The sequence below is a fragment of the Escherichia sp. WS1152 genome (genome assembly GCF_046487665.1).
GTDB classification, from domain to species: Bacteria; Pseudomonadota; Gammaproteobacteria; order Enterobacterales; family Enterobacteriaceae; genus Escherichia; species Escherichia coli.
Window position 1 is genome coordinate 123713 of sequence record NZ_JBJQJA010000009.1, and the last position, 16003, is coordinate 139715.

At 48.0% G+C, this 16003-nt stretch carries 12 protein-coding genes, 1 tRNA gene and 1 pseudogene; 4 read left to right on the forward strand and 10 right to left on the reverse strand.

Annotated elements, in window-relative coordinates; all coding sequences use genetic code 11:
- Positions 1–9: 9 nt before the first annotated feature.
- From ACJHW7_RS15745 to yicS, 4 genes are all read right to left on the reverse strand, one after another.
- Entirely contained in the window at positions 10–1791 is a 1782-nt protein-coding gene (locus ACJHW7_RS15745) for a YopB/SseC family type III secretion system translocon subunit (RefSeq protein ID WP_021557334.1), read from the reverse strand.
- Between the two features lie 55 nt (positions 1792–1846).
- Entirely contained in the window at positions 1847–2029 is a 183-nt protein-coding gene (locus ACJHW7_RS15750) for a hypothetical protein (protein ID WP_001024481.1), read from the reverse strand.
- A 9-nt stretch (positions 2030–2038) separates the two neighbouring features.
- Positions 2039–2536, reverse strand: a complete 498-nt coding sequence (locus tag ACJHW7_RS15755; RefSeq protein ID WP_001604188.1) for a SycD/LcrH family type III secretion system chaperone — start codon at positions 2534–2536, stop codon at positions 2039–2041.
- A 301-nt stretch (positions 2537–2837) separates the two neighbouring features.
- Positions 2838–3131, reverse strand: a complete 294-nt coding sequence (gene yicS / locus ACJHW7_RS15760) for a protein YicS (RefSeq protein WP_001626280.1) — start codon at positions 3129–3131, stop codon at positions 2838–2840.
- 208 nt (positions 3132–3339) lie between these two features.
- Between yicS and nlpA the strand changes: the two genes are divergently transcribed.
- Positions 3340–4158: a lipoprotein NlpA gene (nlpA, locus tag ACJHW7_RS15765; RefSeq protein WP_021557333.1), complete on the forward strand. Its 819-nt coding sequence runs from the start codon at positions 3340–3342 to the stop codon at positions 4156–4158.
- Between the two features lie 3 nt (positions 4159–4161).
- Here nlpA and ACJHW7_RS15770 read toward each other — a convergent pair whose 3' ends face one another.
- The 4 genes and pseudogenes from ACJHW7_RS15770 to ACJHW7_RS15785 form a co-directional block, all read right to left on the reverse strand.
- The gene (locus ACJHW7_RS15770; protein ID WP_000535960.1) at positions 4162–5085 is read right to left on the reverse strand and encodes a carboxylate/amino acid/amine transporter; all 924 of its coding nucleotides are present in this window, start codon (positions 5083–5085) and stop codon (positions 4162–4164) included.
- Between the two features lie 110 nt (positions 5086–5195).
- Positions 5196–6380, reverse strand: coding sequence for a sugar efflux transporter (locus ACJHW7_RS15775; RefSeq protein WP_001172868.1), 1185 nt, complete (start codon positions 6378–6380; stop codon positions 5196–5198).
- A 429-nt stretch (positions 6381–6809) separates the two neighbouring features.
- Positions 6810–6938 (reverse strand): annotated as a pseudogene (gene rhuM, locus ACJHW7_RS15780) (RhuM family protein); the annotation flags it as partial.
- A 78-nt stretch (positions 6939–7016) separates the two neighbouring features.
- Positions 7017–7111: transfer RNA gene (locus ACJHW7_RS15785), tRNA-Sec, on the reverse strand.
- Positions 7112–7403: 292 nt separating this feature from the next.
- Between ACJHW7_RS15785 and ACJHW7_RS15790 the strand changes: the two genes are divergently transcribed.
- Together ACJHW7_RS15790 and yicI are read left to right on the forward strand one after the other, a co-directional pair.
- On the forward strand, positions 7404–8786 hold the full coding sequence (locus tag ACJHW7_RS15790; protein WP_021557332.1) for a glycoside-pentoside-hexuronide family transporter: 1383 nt from the start codon (positions 7404–7406) through the stop codon (positions 8784–8786).
- Between the two features lie 9 nt (positions 8787–8795).
- Positions 8796–11114, forward strand: coding sequence for an alpha-xylosidase (yicI, locus tag ACJHW7_RS15795; protein WP_021557331.1), 2319 nt, complete (start codon positions 8796–8798; stop codon positions 11112–11114).
- Between the two features lie 52 nt (positions 11115–11166).
- Here yicI and ACJHW7_RS15800 read toward each other — a convergent pair whose 3' ends face one another.
- The gene (locus ACJHW7_RS15800) at positions 11167–12876 is read right to left on the reverse strand and encodes an AsmA family protein (protein WP_021557330.1); all 1710 of its coding nucleotides are present in this window, start codon (positions 12874–12876) and stop codon (positions 11167–11169) included.
- A 120-nt stretch (positions 12877–12996) separates the two neighbouring features.
- Positions 12997–14388, reverse strand: a complete 1392-nt coding sequence (gene xanP, locus ACJHW7_RS15805) for a xanthine/proton symporter XanP (protein ID WP_001295238.1) — start codon at positions 14386–14388, stop codon at positions 12997–12999.
- A gap of 278 nt (positions 14389–14666) precedes the next feature.
- Here xanP and gltS point away from each other — a divergent pair, with 278 nt between their 5' ends.
- Entirely contained in the window at positions 14667–15872 is a 1206-nt protein-coding gene (gene gltS / locus ACJHW7_RS15810) for a sodium/glutamate symporter (RefSeq protein WP_000468836.1), read from the forward strand.
- Positions 15873–16003 lie beyond the last annotated feature (131 nt).

Sequence of the window (16003 nt, forward strand, 5' to 3'; positions counted from 1 at the left end):
AAAATCCTCTTATACGATAGAATGGGAAGCAAATTTTAAGGCTTCAGTTCGGTGTTGTAATACTCGTACCATCTGGCTTACCTCTTGTTCGACGGTTTTATCCACCCTTTGCAATACTGAAAGCATTTGTTCACGCGTTTTTGAAAGATTACTCATGTCCTGTTGTAAAATTGCCATGTCGGCAGAGTTTTCAGCAACACAGTAATTCATTATCGATGTTGCTGTTTCACAGATAAGTAAGCCTATTTTCTCCAGGCCATTGCTTATCTTGGCAATCAACTTCAAAACTACGACTGATGTTTGTATCATACTGCATACGCTGTCTAATACCTTTATAATATTTTTTGAAACGGAATTAATAATAGATTCAATGGTTGATTTTATAGTGCTTGTTATTTCTTTGGTGACTTCTTCTGCGGCTGTTTTTGATAATGCAGAAACAACGGCCCCTATTGCTACAGAACATATTACAGCTGCACCAATCATTACTGTCGCCATGACAATAGAAGCGGCTGCACTTGCGTAAATACTTTTAACCAGTTCAATCGTATCTTGATCGACACCAATAACGTCCAGAAGCGCGGTGATTGCGAGCAGAGTGGGATCAACTGTTTTAATAGCAGCCGAAAGACCTTCTACAACTTTCCCTAAAATCCAGCCGGTAGCCGTGGTGCCCAGAGCGATTTGACAAGTGATATCTACACCTAATACTACTGCGCCCGCTATTCCACCAATAAGCGCCAGTGCACCCGCAATACTTGAACCACCACTAGGAACTGCAGCAAGAAGACCAACAACAATTAAGATTGCGCTCATGGCAATGGTAGCTACAGTTACACACTCATTAACGATTTTTAAAACTTTAGTCGTGGTGGTATATTTACGTGCTGTTTCATTGAGTTTATTTTCCCTGACATGGTTAATCTCTTTCATTACCTCAGATTGATTTTTAATAGAGTCGCAATTGGTATCACCAATAACTTCCATTACTGAGGTAATCAAAAGGATAAATGTGGCTGTCGCATTTCTGTTTTTCTGGTTTTCCTGGGTCAGGCAAATATTAGTGGTAAAGTTATTAATCTGTTCTTGCTGTTGAATTTCGTCAAATATTTCCATACTTTGGCCGATCGCAGCATCAGCATCCATAATGGCTGTATTTAACGATTTCTCAGCTAACGATTTTTTTTGTAATGACAGCGTGAGTGTTTTTTCAGCCGCATTTTTTTGCGTTAGTACTTTATTATATTGCGGATCGCCAGGTTGCAGTTGCGACAGCTCTTGATTCAATGTATTGACTTTTTTCTCCAGCGATTGCACCTTTTTATCGACCGCATTGTAATTATTGTTGGCCTGATGCATGATATCGTCAGCTTTTTGCGCAGAATCTAATGACGAGGCGTAGGCGTCGCTTAATTCACGAAACTTATTATGAGCCATTTCGTGTCGAAGCAGGGTGCTGTCAAGGTTATTATGCAATCGTGTTGTAATATCCTGATCGGCAATGCCTGTTAAATTACCCAAAATCATTGTCAGGCGGGCATCATTCGTCTTTGCTGTAGTGGCGTTGTCTGAATCTGAAACCTGTATTGCAGGCGGAGCAAGCATCGGTTTGTTTTCAAGACGAGCGCGAATATCGTTATCAAGGGATTTCGGGTTTTTATTAAGCCGCATGGGATCAACTTGCGTTTTGCTGCTGTCCTGCAGTCTTTTTTCCGCATCGCTATACTGTGTACGCAATGTTTCGCTGATTTGTTCAAACGTGATCGTTTGTCCCGTGATCGGTGCCGACATAATTCACCTCCTTTTTAAGCTATCATCGGGTGTAATTAATTCTTTTTTATTTAACTCATGGCAGATGTTTATTCCCATCTAAAATGGCATCAACGGGAAAGTAAGTAATGTGTTTATTGTTATTCTTCTCATTTATTTCATCGCCATGGTTATTTTTTGAATCAGCCGTGGCTTCCTCATGATATTTCCTGGTTAACTCTTCAGGCGTAAAAGAAGATTTTTTTTCGTTTATGTTCATTTTGCCGACTCACTCTGTTTGAACTTCCTCTTCGGTATTGGCTGTCAAAAGTTCAAGATAAGCAGTAGCCATCTCTTTAATTTTTTCATTTTGACTATAGGTTACGACAGTATTAAATAATTCAGTGGCCATTTTAATGTTTTTTAAGCCCATCTGGCATTGGCCCATATAATAAACCAAAGAGAAATCGTTATCGGGAGATAGCATCAAACAGATATGATACATGTCGAATGCCTTTTGATAATCTTTCTTCAACTGACAAACGGCGGCATATCCTTTTAAATAGTTATAATTTTGGAAATCATAAATACAGAGAAATTTAAAAAAGAGCTCAGCTTCGTCAAGTCTTCCTTTTTCATAAAAGTTATAAGCGTAAGCATAAACGCCTTCAAGGGTATCCGGAGTAATACCATGCAGCTCTGCAAGTGTTGCTCCCATACCTAGTGCACGTTCGAACTTACTGGCAATTTCTTTATTTTCTTCTAAATCCAGATTTGCGCTTTCCATCTCTACTCTCTCCTTTCGAACATTCTTTGTTCAGACTTCACCATTTTTTAGAGGGTGGTGATATCAAAATTCGCTCATTTTTATGCCCATCCGTTGGGCTTCCTTTTCTGCATTAAAAACAAGTATTGTTTCAATGAGATAAGATTTTCTATGTGATGAAATGAAAATAATGTAGAGGGAAATTTATCCACAATCCTGATGAACTGGTTCAATTTTGATTGGAATTTGAAAAAGCAGGTGATTTACTGATATGCGAGCTTAAGTCAGCGGCTGCTGGCCTGAGCGCGGAGGTGTGCGAAATTCACATATCCGGGCATTCCACCTTACCCAGCGCTTCCCAGTAGTTATTCTGATTATTACGCTCCATCGCCACAATAGCTTCACGGATATGTTGTTTGTTACTCTCATCAGACAACATTAATTTTTCCCACGCTTCGTCTGATAATGACGCCTGTGGCGTGCAAATTTTACGTAAATCTTGCAATACCGTGGTTTTCTCTTTTGCCGACTGTAGCGAACTGAATGGCGACTCGGCCTGAGAAATGGCTGGAAAAGTCAGGAATACGGTAATCATGAGTAGCATCGTTAGCTTCATAGCGGCAACCTTCTGCAAATGTGCATCGAATGAAGCATAAGTGTAGTTTGCTTTTGCCGCTCTCATCATGCTGTACGAAAGGTGTTTGCGTGGTCAGTAAGAAGTGCCAGTTTTTTATACCTTTTTCTTCTATTCGATAGCTTTTCGTTTTTTAAACCGTAGTGATCTTGCCATTATAGTCAGTTAATGATTAAAAAAAGGATAAAAAATGAAACTGACAACACATCATCTACGGGCGGGGGCCGCATTATTGCTGGCAGGAATTCTGCTGGCAGGTTGCGACCAGAGCAGCAGCGATGCAAAACACATTAAAGTTGGCGTTATAAATGGCGCAGAACAAGATGTCGCGGAAGTCGCTAAAAAGGTGGCAAAAGAGAAATATGGCCTCGATGTTGAACTGGTAGGTTTTAGCGGTTCGTTGCTACCGAACGATGCGACAAATCATGGCGAGCTTGATGCGAACGTCTTCCAGCATCGACCCTTTCTTGAACAAGATAATCAGGCGCATGGTTATAAACTGGTAGCGGTGGGAAATACGTTTGTCTTCCCCATGGCGGGTTATTCCAAAAAAATAAAAACCGTGGCGCAAATAAAAGAAGGCGCGACAGTGGCGATCCCCAACGATCCGACCAACCTTGGTCGCGCGCTTTTACTGTTACAAAAAGAGAAGCTAATTATTCTGAAAGAGGGAAAAGGGTTACTACCTACCGCGCTGGATATAACCGAGAATCCTCGTCATTTGCAGATTATGGAACTCGAGGGGGCGCAGCTCCCGCGCGTACTGGATGATCCCAAAGTTGATGTGGCGATTATCAGCACCACTTACATTCAGCAGACCGGGCTTTCTCCGGTGCACGACAGCGTATTTATTGAAGATAAAAATTCGCCGTATGTGAATATTTTGGTGGCACGGGAAGATAATAAGAATGCAGAAAACGTGAAGGAATTTCTGCAATCTTATCAATCACCCGAAGTCGCAAAAGCGGCAGAAACCATCTTTAACGGTGGCGCGGTGCCTGGCTGGTAATTCTCACTCATGCCGCGCTGGACGATTTATTTTTCTGGCGCGGCGACGGGAATCCATTGAAATCAAAATTACCGATGACAGAATCAGCAGCGTTCCCAGCCAGTCCGGCAATGTGAACGTGATCCCCAGCAACAGCAAAGAGAGCAGCGCGCTACTTAATGGTTCTGCACAGCTTAAAATGCTGGCTTTTGGACCGCCAATTAATTGTGCTCCTTTCAGGTACAGGCTAAATGTCAGAGATGTACCAATGACCACCAAATAAAAAAACGCCAGAATCAAACTGCCGTTAACGACAAAGTTTGTTCCTTGTCTGGCATAAAAAGGCAACAGAATCAGACCGCCAATCAGCATACTCCAGCCGACGACTGGTAACGTGCCATAGCGGGCAATCAGCGTTGAGGGATAGGTGGTATAGAATGCAGCAGCAAATGCCGAGGCAATGCCCCAGAATAACGCGGCAGGAGAGATCGATAATGACGTCGGATTACCGTGTGTCACCAATAAAAAAGTCCCGACCAGCGATGTCAAAATAGCGCAAAAAACCAGAATGCCCGGGCGCGATTTACGTACCAGTGAGAACCAGGCGACGATAATCGTCGGTGAGAGGAATTGCAGCACCGTTGCCGTGGCAGCATTCGATTTTTCAATGGTCAGTAAAAAGGTGAGCTGTACGGTTAGCGCGCCAACCACGGAAAAAATGAGCAGACTAATGGCATCTTTGTGATTGTTAATAATAGAAAAGATTTTATCGCCATGAACAAATGACAGCGTCAGCAGAATCAAACCGGCGAATATCAAACGCGTCATAGTCAAAAACTGCGACGACATCTGGCTTTGCTCCATGATGTATTGCGCGCAGACCCCTGAACTTCCCCACAACACGGCGGCAATCAGAACGTTCAGCATCCCCTTTCTGGTGGAACCCATTTTTCCCTCTGCATACTGTTTTGTCGTTTATGTATGCAGGCATGATAGCAAAAATGGCGAGGATGGCTCTGTTTGCGCCACGCCGATTTTTCTTAACCCAGACTGGAGAGCTAAATATCTTTAATAAACAGCAGGCAAATCATCGCAATACCCAACATCCCTATCGCCAGCCAGAACAACGCGTGGTAGCTCCAGATTTCAACCATAATTCCGTCAACAGAGCCGGCGATAATCCAGCCGACGCGTGAAGTATTTGCATATAACGTTGTCGCAGAGCCTATTTTTTCAGGCATCAGGTCCTGAAAATAAAGCATGCCGATACCACAAAGAATGCCGAGAAAGATGGCATTAAGAATTTGTAATTCCAGCTCAACTGCCGGAGTCGTCGCCATGAGTACGCTGGCGTAAAAACACATACCACTCACGATAGCAATGAGCATTAATAGTCGCTTGCCAATACGTTTCATGTAATAGCCTGCGATTAACATCATCGGAATTTCCAGACCGGCAGCGATACCAATCATTTCTCCAGCCAGTTTATCGGTTAGATGCAGTTCATCAATAATAAATAGCGGCATATTTATCATGTAGAGATTATTCGCCGCCCACATCATTGAACAAACCACAAAAAGTAGCCGCGTATCTCGCTTTCTATGGATGGAGGGTAAAATTTCTACGGGTTGGGTAACGACAGGAATATTTCTTTGTATTGATGGCAAAAACAACCAGACTATCAGCCCGCAAACAACAAATGCGATGGCAGCGGTGAGATACATCACTTTAAAACTAAATCCCATAGCCAGTTCATAAGCGAGCGGTGGCCCGATAACCCAGGCAAGCGAGATCTGAGCACGTAAAAATGTACTGAACATGACCGTCTCACGGCCTGTTCTGTCGGCGTGTTCACGGGCGAGGGCGAACATTTGCGGGTTTGCGGTGGAAGCAAAACTACTCAGAAGTACGCCCGTTGAGAGGAGAATGAAGTAGTTGCGATTCCACGCAAAAAGCGTGCAGGCCAGCACTCCAAATAAGCAACATAGCAGAATCAGTAATTTACGGTCGCCTTGTTTATCGGAGTGCCTTGCCAGAAATTGACTGACCAGAATTCCCATAATAGCGCTACCGGTGAAGAAAAAACCTACCATTATAGGACGGGCTTTCAGTTCATCTGCGAGGAATATACTTAGGGTGGGAGTCTGGAGAGCGCCCGCAATACCCGTCAGAAAGGCGACAAGTAAAAATGCCGCGGCAGTGAGATCAAGTATTTTTGATGGAGTGGTAGCCGTTTTTTGCATTCTTCTGAATCACCGGGCGACAAAATATAACTGAGTTACAAATAAGTACCAGTCGAATGAGTATTGTATTAAGAATTTTTGAGTATCGCTGATACAACCAGAAAACAATGCTAGCGCAATATTATAGGGCCAGCAATTGAGATTATTAGCAAAAGCATGTTAAGAATTAATCACCGAATTTATATATTAATTATAGTAAGGCAATGAGCTATTTTTGATAGTAAAAATAAAACAAGTTGATTTGATATATTAAATGAACAAATTAATCTTGATGGCAGTCTGATTATTGGTGAAGTTTATAGGTCAGTTTTTTTCGCCAGCTGTTAAAGGAATAGAATAGTCGTATAAAAAAGGGTGTTCTGGAGCGTGTAAAACAACATCTTCACCTTAATGGCGATACAGTTGGCTGAGAGTCAGCAGGGGGCAAATCACCTGCAAATAAACACGGCGCATGCTGGCGCGAATATCGCGGATGCGTTCGAGGACAGAAGAACCGACAGGCGGATTCTTCAGTCGCTCATCGTCCATCACAAAACCTTTGATCAGGTATTCCTGAAGCCGATTGAATATTGAGCAGTAGAAAATCTCTGGAATGACAGTATTACAAGGGGTTGGAGAACGTCAGTAGAGGCATTTTGGCGGAAGATCACAGGAGTCGAACCTGCCCGGGACCGCTGGCGGCCCCAACTGGATTTGAAGTCCAGCCGCCTCACCGGAGACGACGATCTTCCGCGCCTCGATTGCTACATGGAGGCGGGGCGCATTATAGCTACTTCCTTGAGTTTCTACATCCCCCAGATCAGTTTTTTCCGCCTAATACACGCAGCGTATTATCACGAAAGCATTATAGTTCATATAAAACCCATATTTTACAATGATATATGAGCGGAATTAACGCTACCACGATCACATAAAACAAGAATCATAAATTAATAACCAGATATCGGAATATTCGCTCTCACAGGGATGGTTTACAAAATGCGTTATCGGTCTCAGCACCCCTATAGCATCAAGGAAAAGCAGATGAAGAGTGAAGTGTTGTCCGTTAAAGAGAAAATTGGTTATGGCATGGGAGACGCCGCCAGCCACATTATTTTCGATAACGTAATGTTATATATGATGTTCTTTTATACCGATATTTTTGGCATTCCTGCCGGATTTGTCGGAACCATGTTTTTGGTCGCTCGTGCACTGGATGCGATTTCCGATCCTTGCATGGGGTTGTTGGCCGATCGAACGCGCTCTCGCTGGGGTAAATTTCGTCCGTGGGTACTGTTTGGCGCACTGCCATTCGGGATCGTCTGTGTACTGGCCTATAGCACGCCAGATCTCAGTATGAACGGCAAAATGATCTATGCAGCAATTACTTACACCCTACTTACCTTACTTTATACCGTCGTCAATATCCCTTATTGCGCATTGGGTGGTGTAATCACCAATGACCCGACGCAGCGTATCTCGCTGCAATCCTGGCGTTTTGTGCTGGCGACCGCGGGAGGCATGCTTTCTACGGTTCTGATGATGCCATTGGTTAATTTAATTGGTGGTGATAATAAACCACTCGGTTTCCAGGGCGGTATCGCGGTCCTTTCCGTGGTGGCATTCATGATGCTGGCATTCTGTTTCTTCACCACTAAAGAACGCGTTGAAGCACCACCTACAACGACGTCTATGCGGGAAGATTTACGTGATATCTGGCAAAACGACCAGTGGCGGATTGTCGGTTTACTAACCATTTTCAATATCCTGGCGGTGTGCGTACGCGGTGGGGCGATGATGTATTACGTCACATGGATTCTGGGTACGCCGGAAGTGTTTGTCGCTTTTCTCACCACTTATTGCGTGGGTAACCTGATTGGTTCCGCACTGGCAAAACCGCTGACCGACTGGAAATGTAAAGTCACTATCTTCTGGTGGACGAACGCCCTGCTGGCAGTGATTAGCCTCGCGATGTTCTTTGTTCCCATGCAGGCCAGCATCACTATGTTTGTCTTCATCTTCGTGATTGGTGTGTTGCATCAACTGGTGACACCTATCCAGTGGGTAATGATGTCCGATACCGTCGACTACGGCGAGTGGTGCAATGGTAAACGCCTGACCGGGATCAGTTTTGCTGGCACGCTGTTTGTGCTCAAACTGGGGTTGGCCTTCGGCGGTGCTCTTATCGGCTGGATGCTGGCTTATGGCGGATATGATGCGGCAGAAAAAGCGCAGAACAGCGCCACGATTAGCATCATTATCGCGCTATTCACGATTGTTCCGGCGATCTGTTATTTGCTGAGCGCGATTATCTCTAAACGCTACTACTCACTCACGACGCACAATCTGAAAACCGTTATGGAACAGCTGGCTCAGGGTAAACGCCGTTGCCAGCAACAATTCACCTCTCAAGAAGTGCAGAACTAAGGAACGGCAATGAAAATTAGCGATGGAAACTGGTTGATTCAACCTGGCCTCAATTTGATTCACCCGCTTCAGGTGTTCGAGGTTGAACAGCAGGGTAATGAAATGGTGGTCTATGCTGCCCCCCGTGATGTACGTGAACGTACCTGGCAGCTTGACACGCCTTTATTTACGCTGCGCTTTTTCTCCCCACAGGAAGGTATTGTCGGTGTGCGGATTGAGCATTTTCAGGGGGCGCTGAATAACGGTCCTCATTACCCGCTCAATATTTTGCAGGACGTGAAGGTCACAATCGAAAACACAGAACGTTATGCTGAGTTTAAAAGTGGCAACTTAAGCGCGCGTGTCAGCAAAGGTGAGTTCTGGTCACTGGATTTTCTGCGCAACGGTGAACGTATTACCGGTAGTCAGGTGAAAAATAATGGCTACGTGCAGGACACGAATAATCAACGAAATTATATGTTTGAGCGGCTTGATCTTGGCGTTGGCGAAACAGTTTATGGTCTGGGAGAGCGCTTTACTGCCCTGGTGCGCAATGGTCAGACGGTAGAAACCTGGAACCGGGACGGCGGCACAAGTACTGAACAGGCGTATAAAAATATCCCGTTCTATATGACTAACCGTGGCTATGGGGTGCTGGTCAATCACCCCCAGTGTGTCTCTTTTGAAGTGGGATCGGAGAAAGTCTCCAAAGTGCAGTTCAGCGTTGAGAGCGAATATCTCGAATACTTTGTTATCGACGGTCCGACGCCGAAAGCGGTACTTGATCGTTATACCCGTTTTACTGGTCGTCCGGCGCTGCCGCCCGCATGGTCCTTCGGCCTGTGGCTAACCACTTCATTTACCACCAACTACGACGAAGCGACGGTAAACAGCTTTATCGATGGTATGGCGGAACGCAATCTGCCGCTGCATGTTTTCCACTTTGACTGTTTCTGGATGAAAGCCTTCCAGTGGTGCGATTTTGAGTGGGACCCGCTGACTTTCCCGGACCCGGAAGGGATGATCCGCCGCCTGAAAGCGAAAGGGCTGAAAATCTGCGTCTGGATTAACCCCTATATTGGGCAAAAATCCCCCGTCTTTAAAGAGTTACAAGAGAAAGGTTATTTACTCAAACGCCCGGACGGTTCGCTGTGGCAGTGGGATAAATGGCAGCCAGGTCTGGCGATTTATGACTTTACCAATCCGGATGCCTGCAAATGGTACGCCGACAAACTGAAAGGTCTGGTCGCGATGGGCGTTGATTGCTTTAAGACCGACTTTGGCGAACGTATCCCAACCGATGTTCAGTGGTTTGACGGTTCCGATCCGCAGAAAATGCATAACCATTATGCGTACATCTACAACGAACTGGTGTGGAACGTGCTCAAGGACACCGTTGGTGAGGAAGAAGCCGTCTTGTTTGCCCGCTCGGCCTCCGTCGGTGCGCAGAAATTCCCGGTACACTGGGGTGGCGACTGTTACGCTAACTACGAATCAATGGCGGAAAGCCTGCGCGGTGGTTTGTCTATTGGCCTTTCAGGTTTTGGCTTCTGGAGCCACGATATCGGCGGCTTTGAGAATACCGCGCCGGCGCACGTTTACAAACGCTGGTGCGCGTTTGGTTTGCTCTCCAGCCATAGTCGTTTACATGGCAGCAAATCTTATCGTGTGCCGTGGGCCTACGATGATGAGTCCTGTGATGTGGTGCGCTTCTTCACGCAACTGAAATGCCGCATGATGCCGTATCTGTATCGTGAAGCTGCGCGTGCGAACGCGCGGGGTACGCCGATGATGCGGGCCATGATGATGGAGTTCCCGGACGATCCGGCTTGTGATTACCTTGACCGTCAATACATGCTAGGCGACAACGTGATGGTTGCTCCGGTGTTCACTGAGGCGGGCGAGGTGCAGTTCTACTTGCCGGAAGGTCGCTGGACACACCTGTGGCACAACAATGAGCTCGACGGTAGTCGCTGGCATAAACAGCAGCACGGCTTCCTGAGTCTGCCCGTTTATGTGCGTGATAACACCCTATTGGCGCTGGGCAACAACGATCAACGTCCCGATTACGCGTGGCACGAAGGTACGGCATTCCAGCTCTTTAAACTGCAAGACGGGCATGAAGCCGTCTGTGAAGTGCCCGCTGCTGACGGTTCGGTGATCTTTACTTTAAAAGCAGCACGTACTGGCAACACGATTACTGTGACTGGTGCGGGCGAGGCGAAGAACTGGACGCTGTGCTTGCGCAATGTTGTGAAAGTAAATGGTCTGCAAGGCGGTTCGCAGGCTGAAAGTGAGCAGGGGCTGGTGGTGACGCCTCAAGGGAATGCGATGACAATTACGTTGTAATCTATTGATGGAATGCCGGGTACGTCTGAGTCGTACCCGGCGAGATTGATTTTTACTGCACCGGCTCTGTCGATGTAACTTTGCTACTGGAAACGACGCCCGCATTCATGATTTGAGTCACTTGCTGTTTTTCAGCATTTACGGCGTGGAGTTGCCCGTTAACGGTAGGTTTCAGCGGGGCATTGGCCTGAATATCTCCACTCGCGGTAAGCTGAATATTGCCGTCGCCAGTCAACGGTAATTCAGGCCATCCCCAATGTTGCAAAATATTCACCGGCACACCGCGTCCATTCAGGCTGATATGTGTCTGACGTTGTGGCGTTTGTGAAACACTGGCAGTGGCTTCCAGAATGCCTTTTTCAGTAAATGCACTCAGTTCGCTGATATTCACCGTGCTGCTGTTGGCGGTTAGCGCCAGCGATGGGCGACGAATATCAACACGATTAAACGTTGCGGCGGCGGCATTCAGATTCGCCGAGCCACTCCAGACGCCCCATTTATGATCGGTAACCAGCGTCAGGTTGGCACCGTAACCATCGAGCGCGGTAAGCTGCCAAGGGAAGTCAGGGTCGATATCAATGATCAGATTGCGGCTGGCGCTAAATCTCTTCAGTTGCAGGCTGTTTAACCAACCGGGTGTCGTTTCCATCCACAACTGTTGCCAGTTTTTCGGCAAGGTATATTCCAGCCCGGCAATTGCCGCATCATCAAGGATCAACGTTTTCCCGTCACGCAGCCAGTTCCCTGACGTTCTGACCATACCCCCTTCCCAGCGGCTGGTGAACTGGCGCAGCGCTACGCCCTGCGGGGAAAATTCCGCGTTTATAATCGGGTCAAATAAATGCAGCGAACCATAAATGAACTCGCTGGCGTTCATCGACAGTTTGCCTTCTTGTGTCTGCCAGTCATCTTTACTGAAGGTCATGTTGCGCAAGCTGAGATCGAGGTCGGTCACCGCCCAGTCCGGACCTTGCAAACGAGCATCGATCACTTCCAGGCGACCAATCTGCAACGACGGGACAGAGCGTAATGGCGCAAAGAAGTTGGTTAGCGATTTTTCGCTTTGTAGACGGATATCCGCCATGCGCAGGTTTTCCACTTGCCAGCTGCCGTCGGCGTTACGCTGCGCGTTTCCGGTTAATGTCCCGCGGGCGATGTCGGCACCCAGGTTAGTCAGCGTAACGCGATCGTTATCAATACTGCCTTCAATCAGTACATTGGTGGCAGGAACATCATTGAGCGAAAGCGATCCGGCACTAAACTGAATCTGCGCCTTCGTACCCAGCACTTTACCGGCTTCTGGTGACCACGGAACCACGCCGCCATTTACCCGCTGCGCGCTCAGTTTCCATTCGCTATTCGGGCTATTAAACGCCATATCACGCAGTTGCAGACGATCGGCTTTGAACGGTAGCGGCGCGGTCTGGTCGGTGAGATTCAGCGTTCCGTTTTCCAGCAGGATGGTATCGACATGGCGTGGTTCGGTCAGTTGCCGACTGCTTAGCGCAATGTCGACACTTTTTGCCACCAGGGTCGCGGGCTGGCCATCACGGCCAAACGTGACGTTCTCCAGCACGATATGAGATGGCGCGGAAAAACGGTGATCCATCGCCCCGAAGGCCAGATGATAGTCGCTATTCTCGGAAACCCATGCGCTGATATGTTCTGCTCCCCAGCGGGTTTGCAGAAGAAAATAGAGGCCAGCGATCACCACTAACAGAGCGATGAGAATGTAGAGAAGCAGCTTCCCAATAAATTTCATGGTCTTCCATCCCGTGAAATGCACATAAGGGAGTTATGCACGATTTACGCGCAATCCTCAAGGCGGGAATGGTGAAAGAGGTGAGACTGCGGCGGTAATTATCTTACCGCCGCCAGTGAATTACTGTTTTTCTGGTGGGAAAATCAGATTCAGCACGATGGCAGTAATACCGCCCGCGGCGATCCCGGAGGAGAGCAGGTTTTTCAGCCATTCAGGGGCAAACTGCAAAATCAGCGGCTGCTGAGACACGCCCAGACCAACCGCCAGCGACAGCGCGATAATCAGAATCGCCCGACGGTTCAGCGGCTCACGAGAAACGATACGCACACCGGAGGCGGCGATGGTGCCAAACATTACAAGCGTTGCGCCGCCTAGAACCGGTTCAGGAATGTGTTGTACAAAACCGCTCACTGCCGGGAACAGACCCAGCACGATCAACATCAGCGCGACGACAAAACCGACATAGCGGCTGGCAACACCGGTTAACTGGATCACTCCGTTGTTCTGCCCGAAGCAGGAGTTCGGGAAGGTGTTAAACACCGCCGAAACAAACGAGTTCAGGCCGTTTGCCAGCACGCCGCCTTTCAGGCGTTTCATGTACAGCGGACCGGACACTGGCTGTTCGGAAACGTCAGAGGTCGCCGTGATATCGCCAATGGTTTCCAGCGAAGTGATCATAAAGACTAGCATCAGCGGCAGCAGCAGACTCCATTCAATACCAAGACCGTAATAGAGCGGCGTTGGTACCATAATCAGTTCTTGCGTCATCGGCTCGTTGCTTTCTGGCAACATGCCCATAAACCACGCCAGCGCATACCCGGCCGCCATCGCAATCACCAGAGAGGCCACGCGTAAGTAAGGGTTACGTTGGCGGTTAAGCAGAATGATTAAGGCTAAGACCACGCCTGCCAGCAGCAGATTTTTCGGTGCGCCGAAGGTGTTATCGCTCATGGCTGCGTAACCGCCGCCAATGGAGGTCAGCCCCACCTGAATTAGCGACAGGCCGATAATCATCACCACAACGCCAGAAACCAGCGGCGTAATAATGCGGCGCGCCAGATGCAGAACGCGGGAGATCACCATCTCGGTGCAACTTGCCAGCATCAACGTGCCGAACAAAGCCGCCATCATGGTAGGAACATCAGCACCACCGGTTTTCAGCGCGGTACCGCCCATAATCAGCGGGGCAACAAAGTTGAAGCTGGTGCCCTGAATAGACAACAGCCCGGAGCCAACCGGACCCCAGGCCTTAATTTGAATAATCGATGCCACACCGGAGGCAAACAGCGACATACTAATAATGTGTTGCGTGTCTTGTGCCGGTAAACCCAGCGCCTGGCAGATTAATAGCGCTGGCGTGATCACCGCAACGAACATCGCCAGCAAATGCTGACAGGCGGCAAACAGGGTTTGAGGAAGCGGCGGACGATCTTCAAGACGGTAAATCAGTTCGCTGTTTTGAGTCTGCGCAACCGGTTGCGCATTTTCTGACTCGAGGGTGGAAACAGACATCGAAAACAATCCCGTGGTAGCAAAGCGGGCATTTTAGCTGACCGAAAGAGAAAAGCAAACGTTTGCCACATCCTCATCTAAATATTTAAATGAGATAAATGCACTTTTTTATATAACTTTTGGTATTTTTCTGCTTAAAATCCATGCCATTTGTTCATTAACAGCTGAGAATTTGACCCAGGAAAGCATAACTCGATACCCGTCATAGTTCATAAGTTGCCACTGCGCGATGAAGTATGACGAGTATGAAAGAGTGATGCGGATACAAAGGAGTAACTATGTTTCATCTCGATACTTTAGCAACGCTTGTTGCCGCAACGCTGACGTTGCTGCTCGGGCGTAAGTTGGTCCATTCCGTCTCCTTTTTGAAGAAATACACCATACCGGAACCTGTTGCGGGTGGTTTGTTGGTGGCGCTGGCGCTACTGGTACTGAAAAAAAGCATGGGCTGGGAAGTCAACTTTGATATGTCCCTGCGCGATCCGTTAATGCTGGCATTCTTCGCCACCATTGGCCTGAACGCCAACATTGCCAGTTTGCGTGCCGGTGGGCGTGTGGTTGGCATCTTCCTGATTGTGGTTGTTGGTCTGTTGGTGATGCAAAATGCCATTGGCATTGGGATGGCTAGCCTGTTAGGGCTTGATCCGCTGATGGGGCTGTTGGCCGGTTCTATTACGCTTTCCGGCGGTCACGGTACGGGAGCTGCATGGAGTAAATTGTTCATTGAACGTTATGGCTTCACCAATGCGACAGAAGTGGCGATGGCCTGTGCAACGTTCGGTCTGGTGCTGGGCGGCTTGATTGGCGGTCCGGTGGCGCGCTATCTGGTGAAACACTCCACCACGCCGAACGGTATTCCGGATGACCAGGAAGTCCCGACGGCGTTTGAAAAGCCGGATGTGGGCCGCATGATCACCTCGCTGGTGCTGATTGAAACTATCGCGCTGATTGCTATCTGCCTGACGGTGGGGAAAATTGTTGCGCAACTTTTGGCTGGCACTGCTTTTGAACTGCCGACCTTCGTCTGTGTACTGTTTGTTGGCGTGATTCTGAGCAACGGTCTGTCAATGATGGGCTTTTATCGCGTCTTTGAGCGTGCGGTATCAGTGCTGGGTAACGTAAGCCTGTCGTTGTTCCTGGCGATGGCGCTGATGGGGCTGAAACTGTGGGAGCTGGCTTCGCTGGCGCTGCCGATGCTGGCGATTCTGGTGGTACAGACCATCTTCATGGCGTTGTATGCCATCTTCGTTACCTGGCGCATGATGGGCAAAAACTACGATGCGGCAGTGCTGGCTGCGGGTCACTGTGGTTTTGGTCTCGGTGCAACGCCAACGGCAATCGCCAACATGCAGGCGATCACTGAACGTTTTGGCCCGTCGCACATGGCCTTCCTGGTAGTGCCGATGGTCGGTGCGTTCTTTATTGATATCGTTAACGCGCTGGTGATTAAGCTGTATTTGATGTTGCCGATTTTTGCGGGTTAACCGATGAAGCGGCGGTAGAAGTGCCGCCGCAACAAAGACAAATGCCTGATACGCTTCGCTTATCAAGGCTGCGCATTGATTCGCAATTTATTGAATTTATAAGTTTTTGTAGGACGAAGCACATCCGGCAG

Coding starts and splice junctions, on each gene's coding strand:
- ACJHW7_RS15745 (WP_021557334.1), bottom strand. CDS start 1,791: ATGTCGGCACCGATCACGGGACAAACGATCACGTTTGAACAAATCAGC.
- ACJHW7_RS15750 (WP_001024481.1), bottom strand. CDS start 2,029: ATGAACATAAACGAAAAAAAATCTTCTTTTACGCCTGAAGAGTTAACC.
- ACJHW7_RS15755 (WP_001604188.1), bottom strand. CDS start 2,536: ATGGAAAGCGCAAATCTGGATTTAGAAGAAAATAAAGAAATTGCCAGT.
- yicS (WP_001626280.1), bottom strand. CDS start 3,131: ATGAAGCTAACGATGCTACTCATGATTACCGTATTCCTGACTTTTCCA.
- nlpA (WP_021557333.1), top strand. CDS start 3,340: ATGAAACTGACAACACATCATCTACGGGCGGGGGCCGCATTATTGCTG.
- ACJHW7_RS15770 (WP_000535960.1), bottom strand. CDS start 5,085: ATGGGTTCCACCAGAAAGGGGATGCTGAACGTTCTGATTGCCGCCGTG.
- ACJHW7_RS15775 (WP_001172868.1), bottom strand. CDS start 6,380: ATGCAAAAAACGGCTACCACTCCATCAAAAATACTTGATCTCACTGCC.
- ACJHW7_RS15790 (WP_021557332.1), top strand. CDS start 7,404: ATGAAGAGTGAAGTGTTGTCCGTTAAAGAGAAAATTGGTTATGGCATG.
- yicI (WP_021557331.1), top strand. CDS start 8,796: ATGAAAATTAGCGATGGAAACTGGTTGATTCAACCTGGCCTCAATTTG.
- ACJHW7_RS15800 (WP_021557330.1), bottom strand. CDS start 12,876: ATGAAATTTATTGGGAAGCTGCTTCTCTACATTCTCATCGCTCTGTTA.
- xanP (WP_001295238.1), bottom strand. CDS start 14,388: ATGTCTGTTTCCACCCTCGAGTCAGAAAATGCGCAACCGGTTGCGCAG.
- gltS (WP_000468836.1), top strand. CDS start 14,667: ATGTTTCATCTCGATACTTTAGCAACGCTTGTTGCCGCAACGCTGACG.